The sequence below is a fragment of the Enterococcus sp. DIV0294 genome, assembly GCF_050558155.1.
Classification (GTDB): domain Bacteria; phylum Bacillota; class Bacilli; order Lactobacillales; family Enterococcaceae; genus Enterococcus; species Enterococcus faecalis.
This window is the reverse complement of record NZ_CP187889.1, coordinates 1,628,354-1,643,433: the sequence shown is the minus strand read 5'-3', so window position 1 is coordinate 1,643,433 and position 15,080 is coordinate 1,628,354. Positions and strand designations below refer to the sequence as shown.

Genomic DNA, 15,080 nt, shown 5'->3' with positions numbered 1-15,080 from the left:
ATATATTTTTATTATAATTATATTATAAAATAATGAGCATATGATTTGCAGATAAGTTTTTCAGGGCCTATTCTGAATAGGAACTTAGCTATAAAAATAAAAGAGGAGAGTGGTTTTGATGAGAAAAAATCAGAAGATTGTGCCAATTGTGACAGCTTCAGACGAAAATTATGCTCCTTATTTGAATGTAATGATGACAACTGTTTTAGAAAATTGTCATGCGGAGAGACCTGTTCATTTTTATGTGATTGATGATGGGCTGTCGCTATCTAGCAAAAAAGCACTCCGAGAAACGGTTAGTAGTAACTCACAGAATGCAACTGTTGAATTTCTAACAGCAGACAAAGAAGTCTATCAAAATTTTTTAGTGAGTGATCATATTACAACGACCGCATACTTACGCATTTCTTTACCGTCACTTTTACAAAAATATAGCTATAAAAAGGTTCTTTATTTAGATGCAGATACGCTTGTTTTAGATGATATTGTCCAGTTGTATGATACGCCATTAGTGAACCAAACGATTGGTGCGGTTATTGATCCTGGTCAAGCATATGCCTTGAAACGTTTGGGCATCGATTCCTCCGATTATTATTTTAATTCAGGAGTTATGATTATTGATATTGACCGATGGAACGAGAAAGCAATCACGCAAAAAACAATTCAGTATCTAGAAGAAAATGGGGACCACATAGTTTATCATGATCAAGATGCTTTAAACGCTGTTCTTTATGAAGATTGGCTAGCTCTAGAACCAAGATGGAATATGCAGACGTCTTTAGTTTTTAATCGTCATGAAGCGCCTAATGAAGCCTATCAAAAATTATATACAGCGGGAAATCAAGAGCCAGCGATTATTCATTTTACTGGACACGATAAACCTTGGAATACGTTAGAAAATCATCCTTATTCAGCTCTTTATCTAAACAAGTTAAAGAAAGTAGGTGCAAGAAATGGAAAATAGAAAAGAATTAGCGATTGTCTCCTGTTGCAATACCAACTTTGTACCGCATCTTGCTGCTATGTTTGTTTCAATTTTAGAAAATAGTCCTTCAGCGGCAGCTGTTCATTTTTATGTGATTGATGACAATATCAATTTTGAAAGCAAGCAACTACTGTATTTTACGATTAAACATACCCAAATCAATGCAGAGTTAACATTTTTAAAAATCAACCCCCATTTTTTCAAAAATGTTGTAACCAGTGAACGAATTCCCAAAACAGCTTACTACAGGATTGCTATTCCAGAGCTGTTTAGAGGAAGCCAGATCGAACGGCTGTTGTATATGGATTGTGACATGATTGCCTTAGATGATGTCGCAAAATTATGGACAGTTGATTTAGGTGAAAATATCATCGCCGCTGTTGAAGATGCAGGGTTCCATCAACGTTTGGAAAAAATGGCGATTCCTGCAGAATCTATGTGTTATTTTAACTCAGGCTTGTTGCTAATCGATGTTAAAAAATGGTTGAATTTAGATGTAACCACTAAAGTCTTAAGATTTATTGAAGAAAATCCAGATAAATTACGTTTCCATGATCAAGATGCATTGAATGCGGTTTTACACGACCGTTGGACCCTGTTGCATCCTAAGTGGAACGCCCAAGGTTATATTCTGTCAAAAGCGAAAAAACATCCAACTATTTATGGAGAAAAACAATATGAAGAAACGAGAAGAGCACCATCCATTATCCACTTTACTGGCCATGTCAAACCTTGGACGAAAGAATTTCAGTGGTATACCAAGCGTTATTATGATCAATATGCGAATAGGACGGCCTTTCGTTGTGTCAACACATTCAATCAATATTTATCTTATACGAAAATTAGCAGAAGGATTGAATATGCTCAATAATGAATATTGTCATGGATTTCGTAAAATCAGTTACTTGTTAGTTGTTGCCAGAACCAAACAATAGAAACGAAGAAGTCGGGATCGAACTGTTTTTCAGATTTTGAGTATGAGACAAAAATCTAAAGTGATTTTTGTCTCATACTCTTTTTTGTTTATTTAAAATAAAGCCATTAACTGGTATCATATTTAAGGATGGTTTTTTATAAAAAAATGATTTCTTGAGGAAAAAAATATTACAATAAAGAAAAATAAAAAAATGTAAACGTTATCATTTCAAGGTTATAGCGGTATGAAGATATTTATTAATACTTTTTATTGACAAAATAAAAAAAACCACCGTACTATTGGTTTGTGGTTATAACCAGTTAGGGTAAAGGAGAAAGTTATGGAAAATGCCTTTAAAAACAAAGCTTTGTATCATCAACTTGTTGATTTGCTGCAGGAACGAATCGAAACATGCATGATTCCTCATGACAAGTTGCCCTCTGAACGTGAATTGACTGCACAATATGGAGTGAGTCGGACGACGGTCCGGTTAGCGCTACAAGAACTAGAAAATAGAGGTTCCATCTATCGTCGTCATGGCAAAGGAACATTTGTTTCAGATATAAAAAAAGAGGCCGCTGATTTAGCTGGCGCATATAGTTTTACAGAACAAATGAAAGGGCTGGGTCGAAAACCACATACCCGTATATTATCCTTCGAAAAATTGGAAGCGGATAAATTTATTTGTCAGCATTTGAATCTGTCGTTAGGAGAGGCAGTTTTTAAATTAAGTCGGTTGCGGATTGCTGATAACGAGCCATTAATGGTTGAAGACACATACTTGCCTGTGAAATTTTTCTTATCACTCACGGATCAATTACTACGTAGCAAACCATTATATGATCTATTTTCGGAAGATTTTAAGCAAACCGTTCGTTTAGCTGATGAAGAATTATACGCTAGCATTGCGTCAAAAGAAGATGCCAAATTATTGATGATTCAAGAAGGAGCGCCAGTCCTTCATTTAGCACGCCAGACATATAATATGAAAAATGAAATTATTGAATTTACGTTGAGTGTGGCGCGAGCAGACCAATTTCATTATCAGATACGCCATATTCGGAATAGTTAGGAGAGTTAAGTATGTTTACAGCAGAAAAAGAAGAACTAGAACAACTAGGAGCGGAAATCACGACACGTGAAATTCGTCAGCAACCTGAGCTTTGGCAAGAAACCGTGACACTTTATCATGAAAATCAAACAGCTTTGGAAAACTTTTTAAAAGAAGTCCAGGCCAAAGCGCAAGGAAAACGCACAAGAGTAATTTTTACAGGAGCAGGGACTTCGCAATATGTCGGTGATACGGTTGTACCTTATCTCCGAGCACACGGCGACACACAAGCCTTTTCATTCGAAAGTATTGGGACAACGGATATTGTGGCCAAACCAGAAGATTATCTGATTAAAGACGAACCAACATTGTTAGTTTCGTTTGCAAGAAGTGGAAATAGTCCTGAAAGTTTAGCGGCAGTTGAAGTAGCTAATCAAGTGGTTGAAACAATTCATCATTTAGCGATTACTTGTGCCGAAGAAGGACAACTGGCACAAATAAGCCAAAAAGAAGAAAACAGCTTTTTATTCTTAATGCCAACACGTTCCAATGATGGTGGTTTTGCGATGACTGGTAGCTTTTCTTGCATGACCTTGGGTACATTACTACTCTTTGATCAAACAGCCTTTGAGCAAAAACAAGATTATGTAACCGCTCTAATTAAATTAGGTGAAGAAGTGCTATCCCGTGAAGAAGAATTAAATGAAATTGTTAACCTTGATTTTGAACGAATTGTTTATGTTGGTTCTGGAAGTTTAGCTGGTTTGACAAGAGAAGCGCAATTGAAAATTTTAGAACTAACAGCCGGCAAAGTTGCCACAATTTTTGACTCTTCTATGGGCTTCCGTCATGGACCAAAATCATTTATTAATGAAAAAACAATAATGTTTGGTTTTGTTAATAATACACCATACACAAGAGATTATGACTTGGATATCTTAGAAGAAGTTCACGGTGACGAAATTGCGGCGGGTGTTTTTGCGATTGCTCAACCTGGCAAACGTAATTTCTCAGGTTCAACTATTGAATATTCCGCAGAAACTGCTCTATTACCTGATGGCTATTTAGCATTAGCAGATATCATGATAGCCCAAACAGTCGCACTTTTAACATCTATTAAAGTTGGAAATAAACCGGATACCCCTTCACCGACAGGTACAGTGAATCGTGTGGTTAAAGGTGTAACGATTTATGACTATAAATAATACAACATTTGGAGGAGGAACTATGCTTACGTTAACAGCTGGAAAAAAAGCGGCAATGGATCGTTTGTCAACCCAAGAAGGAATCATTAGCGCGTTGGCCATTGATCAACGAGGTGCCTTGAAAAAAATGATCAAAGCGCTAGATGTAGAGCCAACTGATGCACAAATTGAAACGTTTAAAGAATTAGTCTCGAAAGAATTGACACCTTATGCGTCTGCCATTTTATTGGATCCAGAATATGGATTGCCTGCTGCAAAAGCACGCGATACCGAGGCTGGATTGTTACTCGCTTATGAAAAAACGGGCTATGATGCAACAACTCCGGGACGATTGCCTGATTTACTAGCAGATTGGTCTGTTTTACGCTTGAAAGAAGAAGGCGCAGATGCGATTAAATTTTTACTATACTATGATGTGGATGAGGATCCAGAAATCAATCATCAAAAACATGTATTCATTGAACGCTTAGGAAGTGAATGTGCAGAAGAAGACCTACCATTTTACTTAGAATTAGTTTCTTATGATGCACAAATAGCAGATGCGACTTCTTTAGAATATGCAAAAGTTAAACCGCATAAAGTGAATGAAATGATGAAAGAATTTTCTAAACCCCAATATAAAGTAGATGTATTGAAAGTGGAAGTTCCAGTTAATATGAATTTTGTAGAAGGTTTTGCGCCGGCTGAAACAGCGTATACAAAAGAGGAAGCGGCGAATTATTTCTTAGAACAAAGTCAAGCCACTGATTTACCATTTATCTTTTTAAGTGCTGGTGTCTCAACAGAGCTATTCCAAGAAACACTACGTTTCGCTAAAGAAGCTGGTTCAACATTTAATGGTGTTTTATGTGGCCGTGCTACGTGGAAAAATGGCGTGAAACCTTTCGTTGAAGCAGGAGAAACTGCGGCTTGTGATTGGTTAAAAACAGAAGGCCGAGAAAACATTGAAAGTTTAAATGAAGTCATCGCAGCAACCGCCAGCTCTTGGCATGCGAAAGTTCAAGTAAACGAAGGGTAATTGGGAGGCATAGCTGTGATAGTAACAGTAACAATGAATCCGTCAATTGACATCTCCTACCTATTAGATCATCTAAAGCTTGATACCGTTAATCGGACCAGTCAGGTGACCAAAACCCCTGGTGGCAAAGGACTAAATGTCACTCGCGTTATTCATGATTTAGGTGGAGATGTTATCGCTACCGGCGTTCTTGGTGGTTTTCATGGGGCGTTTATTGCAAATGAGTTAAAGAAAGCAAACATCCCCCAAGCATTTACGTCAATCAAAGAAGAAACACGTGATTCGATTGCGATTTTGCACGAGGGGAATCAAACTGAAATTTTAGAAGCTGGACCAACTGTTTCCCCAGAAGAAATCAGTAACTTCCTTGAAAATTTCGATCAATTAATTAAGCAAGCAGAAATTGTCACAATTTCTGGCAGTTTAGCGAAAGGATTACCATCAGATTTTTATCAAGAATTAGTTCAAAAAGCTCACGCACAAGAGGTTAAAGTGCTACTAGATACTTCTGGTGATAGTTTAAGGCAAGTTCTTCAAGGACCATGGAAACCGTATTTAATTAAACCTAATTTAGAGGAACTAGAAGGATTGCTAGGGCAAGATTTTTCAGAAAATCCATTAGCAGCTGTACAAACAGCTTTAACAAAACCAATGTTTGCTGGAATTGAATGGATTGTCGTATCTTTAGGAAAAGATGGTGCAATTGCCAAACATCACGATCAGTTCTATCGTGTAAAAATTCCAACGATTCAAGCTAAAAATCCTGTTGGTTCAGGAGATGCAACCATTGCTGGTCTTGCATATGGACTAGCCAAGGATGCCCCAGCTGCCGAACTGCTAAAATGGGGCATGGCGGCTGGAATGGCTAATGCCCAAGAAAGAATGACTGGGCATGTAGACGTAGAGAACGTGAAGAAACATCTTATGAACATCCAAGTAGTCGAAATTGCTAAATAAAGAGCTTTCTTTATTTAGCAATTATCCAGTAATTGAAAGCGTTTACTAGAAAGGGTGGCAATGTGGACAGATTTGAAATTAAAGAGGAGTTTCTTTTAAATGGTCAACCATTTAAAATTTTATCAGGCGCCATTCATTATTTTCGTGTAGATCCCTCAGATTGGTATCATTCACTTTATAACTTGAAAGCTTTAGGCTTCAATACAGTTGAGACATATGTACCATGGAATTTACATGAACCGCAAAAAGGAACATTTCATTTTGAGGGAATATTAGATTTGGAGCGCTTTTTAAAATTAGCACAAGAACTTGGACTATATGCGATTGTGCGGCCGTCTCCTTATATTTGTGCAGAATGGGAGTTTGGCGGTTTTCCAGCCTGGCTATTAAATGAACCAGGACGGATGCGTTCGAATAATCCAACCTATCTGAAGCATGTTGCGGAATATTATGATGTTTTAATGGAAAAAATTGTTCCGCATCAACTTGCTAACGGTGGCAATATTTTAATGATTCAAATCGAAAACGAATATGGTTCATTTGGCGAAGAAAAAGCGTATTTACGGGCGATTCGCGATTTGATGATTGCACGTGGCGTGACAGCACCATTTTTTACTTCTGACGGGCCATGGCGCGCAACATTGCGGGCAGGCAGCATGATTGAAGATGATATTTTAGTAACTGGGAATTTTGGCTCAAAAGCCAAAGAAAATTTCGGTATGATGCAAGCCTTTTTTGAAGAACATGGTAAAAAATGGCCGCTAATGTGTATGGAATTTTGGGATGGCTGGTTTAATCGTTGGAAAGAGCCAATTATTAAACGAGATCCGCAAGAATTGGCTGAATCAGTTAGAGAAGCATTAGCATTAGGCAGTATCAACTTATATATGTTTCATGGCGGCACCAATTTTGGGTTTATGAATGGCTGCTCCGCACGAGGAACCATTGATTTACCACAAATCACTTCCTATGATTATGATGCGCCACTTGATGAACAAGGGAACCCAACCGAAAAGTATTTCGCGTTACAAAAAATGCTTCACGAAGAGTACCCTGCGTTACCACAAGCTGAACCATTAGTAAAAGATTCTTTTGCGCAAACAGCAATTCCTTTAACCAACAAAGTGAGTTTGTTTGCGACCTTAGAAACGATTAGTCAGCCAGTGGTCAGCGTTTATCCGCAAACCATGGAACAATTAGGACAAAATACCGGCTATCTTCTTTACCGAACAAGCATTGAAAAAGATGCTGCAGAAGAGAAGCTAAGAGTGATTGACGGTCGTGATCGTCTGCAACTATTTGTCAATCAGATACATCAAGCAACGCAATATCAAACGGAAATCGGCGAAGATATTTACGTTACACTGCCGCAAGAGAATAATCAAATCGATGTTTTAATGGAAAATATGGGTCGTGTCAATTACGGGCATAAACTATTTGCAGATACTCAGAAAAAAGGGATTCGAACGGGTGTCATGGCAGATTTACATTTTATGACGCAATGGCAACAATATTGTTTACCTATGACAAGCTGTGAACAGGTAGACTATTCAAGAGAATGGCAACCTGATCAACCAAGCTTTTACCAGTATCATATGGAGTTAGCAGAAGTGAAAGATACATTTATTGATGTTTCTAAATTCGGCAAAGGAATTGTTTTTGTTAACCAAACCAATCTTGGTCGTTTCTGGAATGTTGGTCCGACGCTTTCCTTATATATTCCTAAAGGATTATTAAAAGAAGGGCAAAATGAGATCGTCATTTTTGAAACGGAAGGAACGTACCAACCAGAAATTCAGTTAGTAAAAGAACCACTATATAAAGAAATGAAAGAGGGATTACAATGAGTATTATTGGCGTAAGAATTGATGGACGTTTGATTCATGGACAAGTGGCAAATTTATGGGCGACAAAATTGAATATTTCCAGAATTATGGTCGTTGATGATGAGGTTGCAGGGAATGCCATTGAAAAAAGCGGCTTGAAATTAGCAACACCAGCTGGCGTGAAACTAAGCGTGTTACCAGTTGAAAAAGCTGCTCAAAATATTTTAGCAGGAAAATACGACTCACAACGTTTATTAATTGTGGTACGGAAACCAGATCGTTTATTAAAACTAGTAGAACTTGGGGTGCCGATTAAAGAAATCAATGTTGGGAACATGTCTCAAACAAACGAAACACGGTCGATTACTAAGTCAATCAATGTGGTCGATCAAGATATTGAGGTTTTTAAAGAGTTAAATGCTAAAGGTGTCCATCTGATTGCTCAAATGGTGCCAAGTGACAAAGCGGAAGACTTTATGAGTTTGATAACAAAATAGGAGGGAACAAAAAATGAATATCTTATGGTGGCAGATCTTATTATTAACATTATACGCAGGATACCAAATTTTAGATGAATTACAAATTTATTCTTCATTAAGTGCGCCAGTGTTTGCAGGTCTTTTTGCAGGATTAGTGATGGGGGATATTAAAGCAGGACTTATTATTGGTGGAAGTATGCAATTAACTGTATTAGGAGTTGGGACTTTCGGGGGTGCCTCCAAAATTGATGCTAACTCAGGTACGATTCTTGCCACAGCATTTTCTGTGTCTTTAGGAATGAACCCTGAACAAGCAATCGCTGCTATTGCAGTACCAGTTGCTAGTTTAATGATTCAATTAGACATTTTGGCTCGTTTTGCGAATACCTACTTTGCACATCGGATTGATAAAATGGTCGAAGATATGAACTACAAAGGAATTGAACGTAACTTCTTAATGGGTGCTTTACCATGGTCTCTTTCTCGAATGATTCCAGTCTTCTTAGCACTTGCTTTTGGTGGTGGTTTAGTACAAAAAGTTGTATCTGTCCTAAATGGCGATTTGAAATGGTTAGGTGATGGCTTGTCTGTTGCTGGGGCGGTCTTACCAGCGGTCGGTTTTGCAATTTTACTACGTTACTTACCAGTGAAAAAACATTTCCCTTATTTAATTCTTGGTTTCACTGTAACTGCTTTACTAGGAACAATCTTTACAAACATGCAACTTTTAGGAACATCTGTTGCGAGCGTTGTGAAAGACTTCAGTGGTGTATTTAACGCACTACCAATGTTAGCAGTCGCTTTAATTGGTTTCGCTTTAGCCGCAATTAGCTACAAAAATGGTCAAATGATTCCGAGTGGGCCAGCAGCCAAAAAAGAACATGCAGCGAATGATTCAGACGAAGGAGAGATTGAAGATGACGAAATCTAATTATAAATTGACGAAAGAAGATTTTAAACAAATTAATCGCAGAAGCTTGTTTACTTTCCAATTAGGTTGGAACTACGAAAGAATGCAAGGATCAGGTTACTTGTATACGATTTTGCCACAATTGCGTAAAATTTATGGGGATGATACGCCTGAATTAAAAGAAGTAATGAAAACACACACGCAATTTTTCAATACTTCAAACTTCTTTAATACGATTATTACAGGGATCGATTTGGCCATTGAAGAAAAAGAAGGCATTGCTGGAAAACAAACAGTTTCAGGTTTGAAAACTGGTTTAATGGGACCGTTTGCAGCAATTGGGGATTCAATTTTCGCAGCTTTAATTCCAACTATTTTTGGGGCGCTAGCTGCCAACATGGCGATTAATGGTAACCCAACTGGTATCTTTATCTGGATTGTTGCTCAAATTGCCGTGATGGTCTTCCGTTGGAAACAATTGGAATTTGCGTATCGCGAAGGAATTTCTTTGGTAACAACTATGCAACACCGCTTAACTGCCTTAACAGACGCTGCAACTTTACTAGGGGTCTTCATGGTTGGCGCTTTAGTAGCAACGATGGTTAATGTGAAACTATCATGGGCACCAAGCATTGGGGATGTAACACTTAACATGCAAAATAACTTGGATATGATTTTACCACGTCTACTTCCTGCAGGAATTGTTGGTGGCGTTTATTGGATGCTAGGTAAAAAGAATATGACGTCTACTAAAGCCATTTTTATCGTATTAATTGTCTGTGTCGCATTGTCTGCGTTAGGTGTTATTTCAAAATAAGTAAGACAGGAGAAAATCGATGAGTGAACATTTAGTTTTAGTAAGTCATGGCCGTTTTTGCGAGGAATTGAAAAAAAGTGCGGAGATGATTATGGGACCGCAAGAAACAATTTCCACTGTTGCTTTATTACCAGAAGAAGGTGAAGCTGACTTTTTAGAAAAATTTGAAGCGATTACGGAATCGTTAGAAGATTTTGTTGTCTTTGCTGATCTATTAGGGGGGACACCTTGTAATATTTTATCTAAAAAAATTATGCAAGGTGCTTCGTTTGACTTATATACTGGGATGAATTTACCGATGGTTATCAGCTATGTAAATGCAAGTTTATTAGCGATCAAAGGTGACTATGTTAAGGAATCAGCAGAAAGTATTGTGAAAGTCAACGAATTGCTGCTAAATGTTGCAGTAGATGACGAGGATGAATAATTCTGACTTGTCGTCGTAAGCTATTACAGTTTTTAAGAGAATGATTTAGAGATGGACGTTCCAAAAATAAAAGAATTTATTTTTGGAACGCCCCTTTAATTGTTAATAATGAAAGCGTGTTCAAAAAATGTTAGGGGGCTGATTTATCAGATGAAACATGGAAAAATAAAACGATTTAGTACATTGACACTATTGGCAAGCGCAACGATTTTAGTACCATTAAGTACGTCTGCAGAAGAAACAACAAACAGCAGCACTGAAACAAGCTCATCAATGGTGGAACCTGCCGCAACAGAAGAAAAATTGTGGCAATCTGATTTTCCAGGAGGGAAAATTGGTGAGTGGCAAGATGTGATTGGTAAAACAAATCGAGAATTAGCAGGAGAGTCATTGGCGATTTCGCGAGATGCAGCAGCAGGTAATAATGCCGTATCTTTAAATTTAGATTCCCCTAAATTAGCTGATGGTGAAGTAGAAACAAAGTTTAAATACACTGCTGGAAGCGGTCGAACGGGTGTGATTATTCGTGGTAATACCAAAGATAGCTGGGTTTTTGTAGGCTATAACGCGAATGGCAAATGGTTAGTTGAAAGCCCTAATTCGTGGAATGATTCAATTTCTGGGCCAACGTTAAATGAAGATACGAATTATTTGTTGAAAGTACGTTATGTTGGTGAAAAAATTACTATCTGGCTTAACACCACGTTGATTTACGAGGGAGAACCTGTTTTGGCCAACGGGGACAAAATTCCAACAGAAGCCGGACATGTGGGTGTCCGTTTGTGGTACGACAAAAAAATTGTCAATTATGACTATTTTAAAAATGGCCCCGTAGATAGCATTCCGGAAATTGTGCCAGAAGTGACACAAATTGCACCAGTCAAAGTTTTTACAAAAATTGGTGTCGCACCAAAATTACCGAAACAAGTAAAAGTGACCTATAATACTGGTAAAGAAGCCAATGAAGCAGTAAGTTGGAATGAAATCGATCCTGCTGCATACAAAGAACCAGGAACTTTTGAAGTCGACGGTACTTTGGAAAATACAAACATCAAAGCAAAAGCCAGCATTGTTGTTGCTAAAGACAATGAAGCTGAAAAAGGCGACAAAATCTCTTCCGCAGATTTAACAGCCGTGGTTGATCCACAATTTCCACGAATTATTCGCTACGAAGACCCTCAGAGTAATCAAGTGATTTTTAATGGCCAACACGAGAAAATTGACCAAGTAATGATTGATGGCAAAGCATATAAAGCAACTGCTGAAAAACAAAAGAGTGAAGCAAATCAAGCCGTTTATAACGTAGCTGTCCCAGAAATTGGCCTGCGTTTCACAACGACATTGACTGTTTCCGAAGGCCAAGAATTAGCTATGAAACTCTCAGATATTCGTGAAGAAGGAATCAAAATACACACAATTTCAATTCCAAATCAAGGCTTGATTTCTGTCAATAGTACTGATGAAGGGGCGACTTTTGCTGGCGTTGTGATGAATACTGGGACAAATGCAAATAACGGAAATAAAAATGGTGATACTATCCAAGATTTAACTACAACAAGCCAAGAAGAAACGAAAAAATATATGTATGGTTTCTTAAATACGGCGAATTATGCTGCAAGTTTTTGGACGAACGCCTATGGAGACGGCTCTGTCGATGGTAGTGACAACAATCGAATCCATAAACAAACAAAAGAAGCGGCGACTGGTTTTGTAACAACCTTGTCAAGTGGGGCATGGACCTATCGACCATTTGATGCACCGGAAGATTACACAACTGGAGAAACGCCAGAAGTGAAAGTTAAATTCTCAAAAGATAGCAACGACGACAATCGGGTGGATTGGCAAGATGCGGCAATTGGGTTCCGTTCAATTATGAATAACCCAATGGGCGCGGAAAAAGTCCCTGAATTAGTCAACCAACGGATTCCTTTTAACTTTGCTAGTCAGGCGACAAATCCATTCTTAGTGACGTTAGACGAATCAAAACGTATTTACAATTTAACAGATGGATTAGGACAAATGAATTTACTAAAAGGGTATCAAAATGAAGGACATGATTCTGCGCATCCAGATTACGGTGCTATTGGTCAGCGACCTGGTGGGGAACAAGCGTTGAATCAATTAATTGATGAAGGACATAAATTAAATGCCGTTTTCGGTGTGCATATTAATGACACCGAGTCTTACCCAGAAGCAAAAGGATTTAATGAGGAATTAGTTGATCCAACGAAGCGTGGCTGGGATTGGTTAGATCCGTCTTATTTTATTAAACAAAGACCCGATGCATTGAGTGGTCGTCGCTATGAGCGCTTTAAAGAATTAAAACAAAAAGCACCGAATCTAGATTATATTTATGTTGATGTTTGGGGCAATCAAGGCGAATCAGGTTGGGCAAGTCGTCAACTAAGTAAAGAAATTAATTCACTCGGTTGGTTTACAACCAATGAATTTCCGAATGCTTTAGAGTATGACTCGGTTTGGAACCATTGGTCTGCAGAAAAAGATTACGGCGGTACAACAACGAAAGGCTTTAACAGTACAATCGTTCGTTTTATTCGGAATCATCAAAAAGACACTTGGATTATTTCCGACAACCCTTTGTTAGGTGGAGCTGAATTTGAAGCCTATGAAGGTTGGGTGGGTAAAACCAATTTTAATACCTATCGCCAAAAAACTTTTGCCATTAATGTCCCAACTAAGTTCTTACAACATTACCAAATTACAAACTGGGAAACTACAACAGCAGAAGATGGTCAAATCTATGGTACGATTAAATTAGCGAACGGTACTGAAAAAGTGACCGTTACTCAAGCAGATGCTAATTCGCCAAGAAGCATTACGTTAAATGAGACAGAAGTTCTAAAAGGTGATGCGTATCTACTGCCTTGGAATGTCAATGGTCAAGACAAACTATATCACTGGAATCCAAAAGGCGGTACCAGCACTTGGTCATTGGATAAGAAAATGCAAGGAAAAACGAATTTACATTTATATGAATTAACAGATCAAGGGCGTATTGACAAAGGCGCAATTGCCACTACAAATAACCAAGTGACCATCCAAGCCGAGGCTAATACACCATATGTCATTGCTGAACCTGACAGTATTGAACCGATGACATTTGGAACAGGAACACCATTTAAAGATCCTGGATTTAATGAAGCCAATACCTTAAAAAATAACTGGAAAGTTTTCCGAGGTGATGGAGAGGTTAAAAAAGATGCCAACGGTGATTATGTCTTTAGTTCAGAAAAAGAAAGAACCGAAATCAAACAAGATATCAATCTTCCTAAACCAGGAAAATATAGTTTGTATCTAAACACAGAAACACATGATCGTAAAGCCACAGTAACTGTTAAAATTGGTGGTAAGAAATATACGCGGACAGTGAATAATTCGGTTGCCCAAAACTACATTCAGGCAGATATTAACCATACAAGCAGGAAAAATCCGCAGTATATGCAAAATATGCGAATTGATTTTGAAATCCCAGATAATGCCAAAAAAGGCTCGGTGACGTTAGCGGTTGATAAAGGCAATTCCGTTACAAAATTTGATGATTTACGAATTGTTGAGCGTCAAACGGATATCATGAACCCAGACAAACAAACAGTTATTAAGCAAGATTTTGAAGACACACAAGCAGTTGGGTTATATCCGTTTGTTAAAGGCTCAGCTGGTGGTGTAGAAGATCCACGGATTCATTTATCAGAAAGAAATGAACCTTACACACAATATGGTTGGAATGGAAACCTTGTTTCAGATGTATTAGAAGGCAACTGGTCCTTGAAGGTCCATAAACAAGGAGCAGGTTTGATGCTTCAAACAATTCCGCAAAATATTAAATTTGAACCGAACAAGAAATATACGGTCCAATTTGATTATCAAACTGATGGTGAAAATGTCTTTACTGCTGGGACCATTAATGGGGAGTTGAAAAATAACAATGACTTTAAGCCAGTCGGTGAGTTGACTTCGACAGCAGCAGATGGTCAAACCAAGCATTATGAAGCAGAAATAATTGGGGATGCTTCAGGAAACACTACGTTTGGTATTTTTACAACAGGTGCCGATAAAGATTTCATTATGGATAACTTTACGGTCACAGTGGAATCGAAAAAATAAATTTAGTCTATCTAGAAGAGGTCGGGACAGAAGTGCTTAACTCCGAGAACCAAGTAGGTACTGTTCAACATCTATTTGCTTTGCAAATAGTGTTTCTCAGCAATAAGAAGAAATTTCCGAAAATTGTCATAAAACACAACGAGGAACGAGTTGATGTTGCATGATACCTACCCGGTGTTCTATAATTTTTGGAGACCAAGTAGGTATTGTTCATCATCGAATCACTACGTTCTTCGTGATTCTCAACAATTTCGGCTTATTTCCGAAGGACCTTCACCAAGTAGGTACGATGATTTCATCTGTTCATGCTTCACAGTGAAACATCGCAACTCTTAGAGCTGTAGCTCTTTTGAAGGCTGTACTG

12 protein-coding genes are annotated in these 15,080 nt (G+C 38.0%); all 12 read left to right on the top strand.

What is annotated here, in order from left to right; genetic code table 11:
- Positions 1 to 118 precede the first annotated feature (118 nt).
- Positions 119 to 964 (top strand): glycosyltransferase family 8 protein, encoded by an 846-nt coding sequence (locus tag IGJ20_RS08100; protein ID WP_430605148.1) that lies wholly within the window; start codon positions 119 to 121, stop codon positions 962 to 964.
- Positions 954 to 1,856, top strand: a complete 903-nt coding sequence (locus IGJ20_RS08095) for a glycosyltransferase family 8 protein (RefSeq protein WP_002382420.1) — start codon at positions 954 to 956, stop codon at positions 1,854 to 1,856. The genes IGJ20_RS08100 and IGJ20_RS08095 overlap by 11 nt, the downstream gene beginning before the upstream one ends.
- A 385-nt stretch (positions 1,857 to 2,241) precedes the next feature.
- Entirely contained in the window at positions 2,242 to 2,973 is a 732-nt protein-coding gene (locus IGJ20_RS08090) for a GntR family transcriptional regulator (RefSeq protein ID WP_202522564.1), read from the top strand.
- 11 nt (positions 2,974 to 2,984) lie between these two features.
- The gene (gene agaS / locus IGJ20_RS08085) at positions 2,985 to 4,157 is read left to right on the top strand and encodes an SIS domain-containing protein (RefSeq protein WP_104842174.1); all 1,173 of its coding nucleotides are present in this window, start codon (positions 2,985 to 2,987) and stop codon (positions 4,155 to 4,157) included.
- 22 nt (positions 4,158 to 4,179) lie between these two features.
- Positions 4,180 to 5,175 carry a tagatose-bisphosphate aldolase gene (lacD, locus tag IGJ20_RS08080; protein ID WP_002357245.1) on the top strand — a complete coding sequence of 332 codons (996 nt, stop codon included), beginning with the start codon at positions 4,180 to 4,182 and terminating at the stop codon, positions 5,173 to 5,175.
- Positions 5,176 to 5,190: 15 nt separating this feature from the next.
- Positions 5,191 to 6,132 carry a hexose kinase gene (locus IGJ20_RS08075; protein WP_202522563.1) on the top strand — a complete coding sequence of 314 codons (942 nt, stop codon included), beginning with the start codon at positions 5,191 to 5,193 and terminating at the stop codon, positions 6,130 to 6,132.
- 32 nt (positions 6,133 to 6,164) lie between these two features.
- Complete coding sequence (locus tag IGJ20_RS08070) at positions 6,165 to 7,979, top strand: glycoside hydrolase family 35 protein (protein WP_202522562.1); 1,815 nt, start codon at positions 6,165 to 6,167, stop codon at positions 7,977 to 7,979.
- Complete coding sequence (locus IGJ20_RS08065) at positions 7,976 to 8,455, top strand: PTS system mannose/fructose/N-acetylgalactosamine-transporter subunit IIB (protein ID WP_002361968.1); 480 nt, start codon at positions 7,976 to 7,978, stop codon at positions 8,453 to 8,455. The genes IGJ20_RS08070 and IGJ20_RS08065 overlap by 4 nt, the downstream gene beginning before the upstream one ends.
- A gap of 13 nt (positions 8,456 to 8,468) precedes the next feature.
- Positions 8,469 to 9,368: a PTS mannose/fructose/sorbose/N-acetylgalactosamine transporter subunit IIC gene (locus IGJ20_RS08060; protein WP_002357253.1), complete on the top strand. Its 900-nt coding sequence runs from the start codon at positions 8,469 to 8,471 to the stop codon at positions 9,366 to 9,368.
- On the top strand, positions 9,355 to 10,164 hold the full coding sequence (locus tag IGJ20_RS08055) for a PTS system mannose/fructose/sorbose family transporter subunit IID (protein ID WP_002357254.1): 810 nt from the start codon (positions 9,355 to 9,357) through the stop codon (positions 10,162 to 10,164). The genes IGJ20_RS08060 and IGJ20_RS08055 overlap by 14 nt, the downstream gene beginning before the upstream one ends.
- Before the next feature lie 19 nt (positions 10,165 to 10,183).
- Positions 10,184 to 10,591 carry a PTS sugar transporter subunit IIA gene (locus IGJ20_RS08050; RefSeq protein ID WP_131750571.1) on the top strand — a complete coding sequence of 136 codons (408 nt, stop codon included), beginning with the start codon at positions 10,184 to 10,186 and terminating at the stop codon, positions 10,589 to 10,591.
- A gap of 150 nt (positions 10,592 to 10,741) precedes the next feature.
- Positions 10,742 to 14,716, top strand: coding sequence for an endo-alpha-N-acetylgalactosaminidase family protein (locus IGJ20_RS08045; RefSeq protein ID WP_231414694.1), 3,975 nt, complete (start codon positions 10,742 to 10,744; stop codon positions 14,714 to 14,716).
- Positions 14,717 to 15,080 lie beyond the last annotated feature (364 nt).

Bases quoted from the DNA above. Each gene is read 5' to 3' on its own strand.
- IGJ20_RS08100 (WP_430605148.1), top strand. From the start codon at position 119: ATGAGAAAAAATCAGAAGATTGTGCCAATTGTGACAGCTTCAGACGAA.
- IGJ20_RS08095 (WP_002382420.1), top strand. From the start codon at position 954: ATGGAAAATAGAAAAGAATTAGCGATTGTCTCCTGTTGCAATACCAAC.
- IGJ20_RS08090 (WP_202522564.1), top strand. From the start codon at position 2,242: ATGGAAAATGCCTTTAAAAACAAAGCTTTGTATCATCAACTTGTTGAT.
- agaS (WP_104842174.1), top strand. From the start codon at position 2,985: ATGTTTACAGCAGAAAAAGAAGAACTAGAACAACTAGGAGCGGAAATC.
- lacD (WP_002357245.1), top strand. From the start codon at position 4,180: ATGCTTACGTTAACAGCTGGAAAAAAAGCGGCAATGGATCGTTTGTCA.
- IGJ20_RS08065 (WP_002361968.1), top strand. From the start codon at position 7,976: ATGAGTATTATTGGCGTAAGAATTGATGGACGTTTGATTCATGGACAA.
- IGJ20_RS08060 (WP_002357253.1), top strand. From the start codon at position 8,469: ATGAATATCTTATGGTGGCAGATCTTATTATTAACATTATACGCAGGA.
- IGJ20_RS08055 (WP_002357254.1), top strand. From the start codon at position 9,355: ATGACGAAATCTAATTATAAATTGACGAAAGAAGATTTTAAACAAATT.
- IGJ20_RS08050 (WP_131750571.1), top strand. From the start codon at position 10,184: ATGAGTGAACATTTAGTTTTAGTAAGTCATGGCCGTTTTTGCGAGGAA.
- IGJ20_RS08045 (WP_231414694.1), top strand. From the start codon at position 10,742: ATGAAACATGGAAAAATAAAACGATTTAGTACATTGACACTATTGGCA.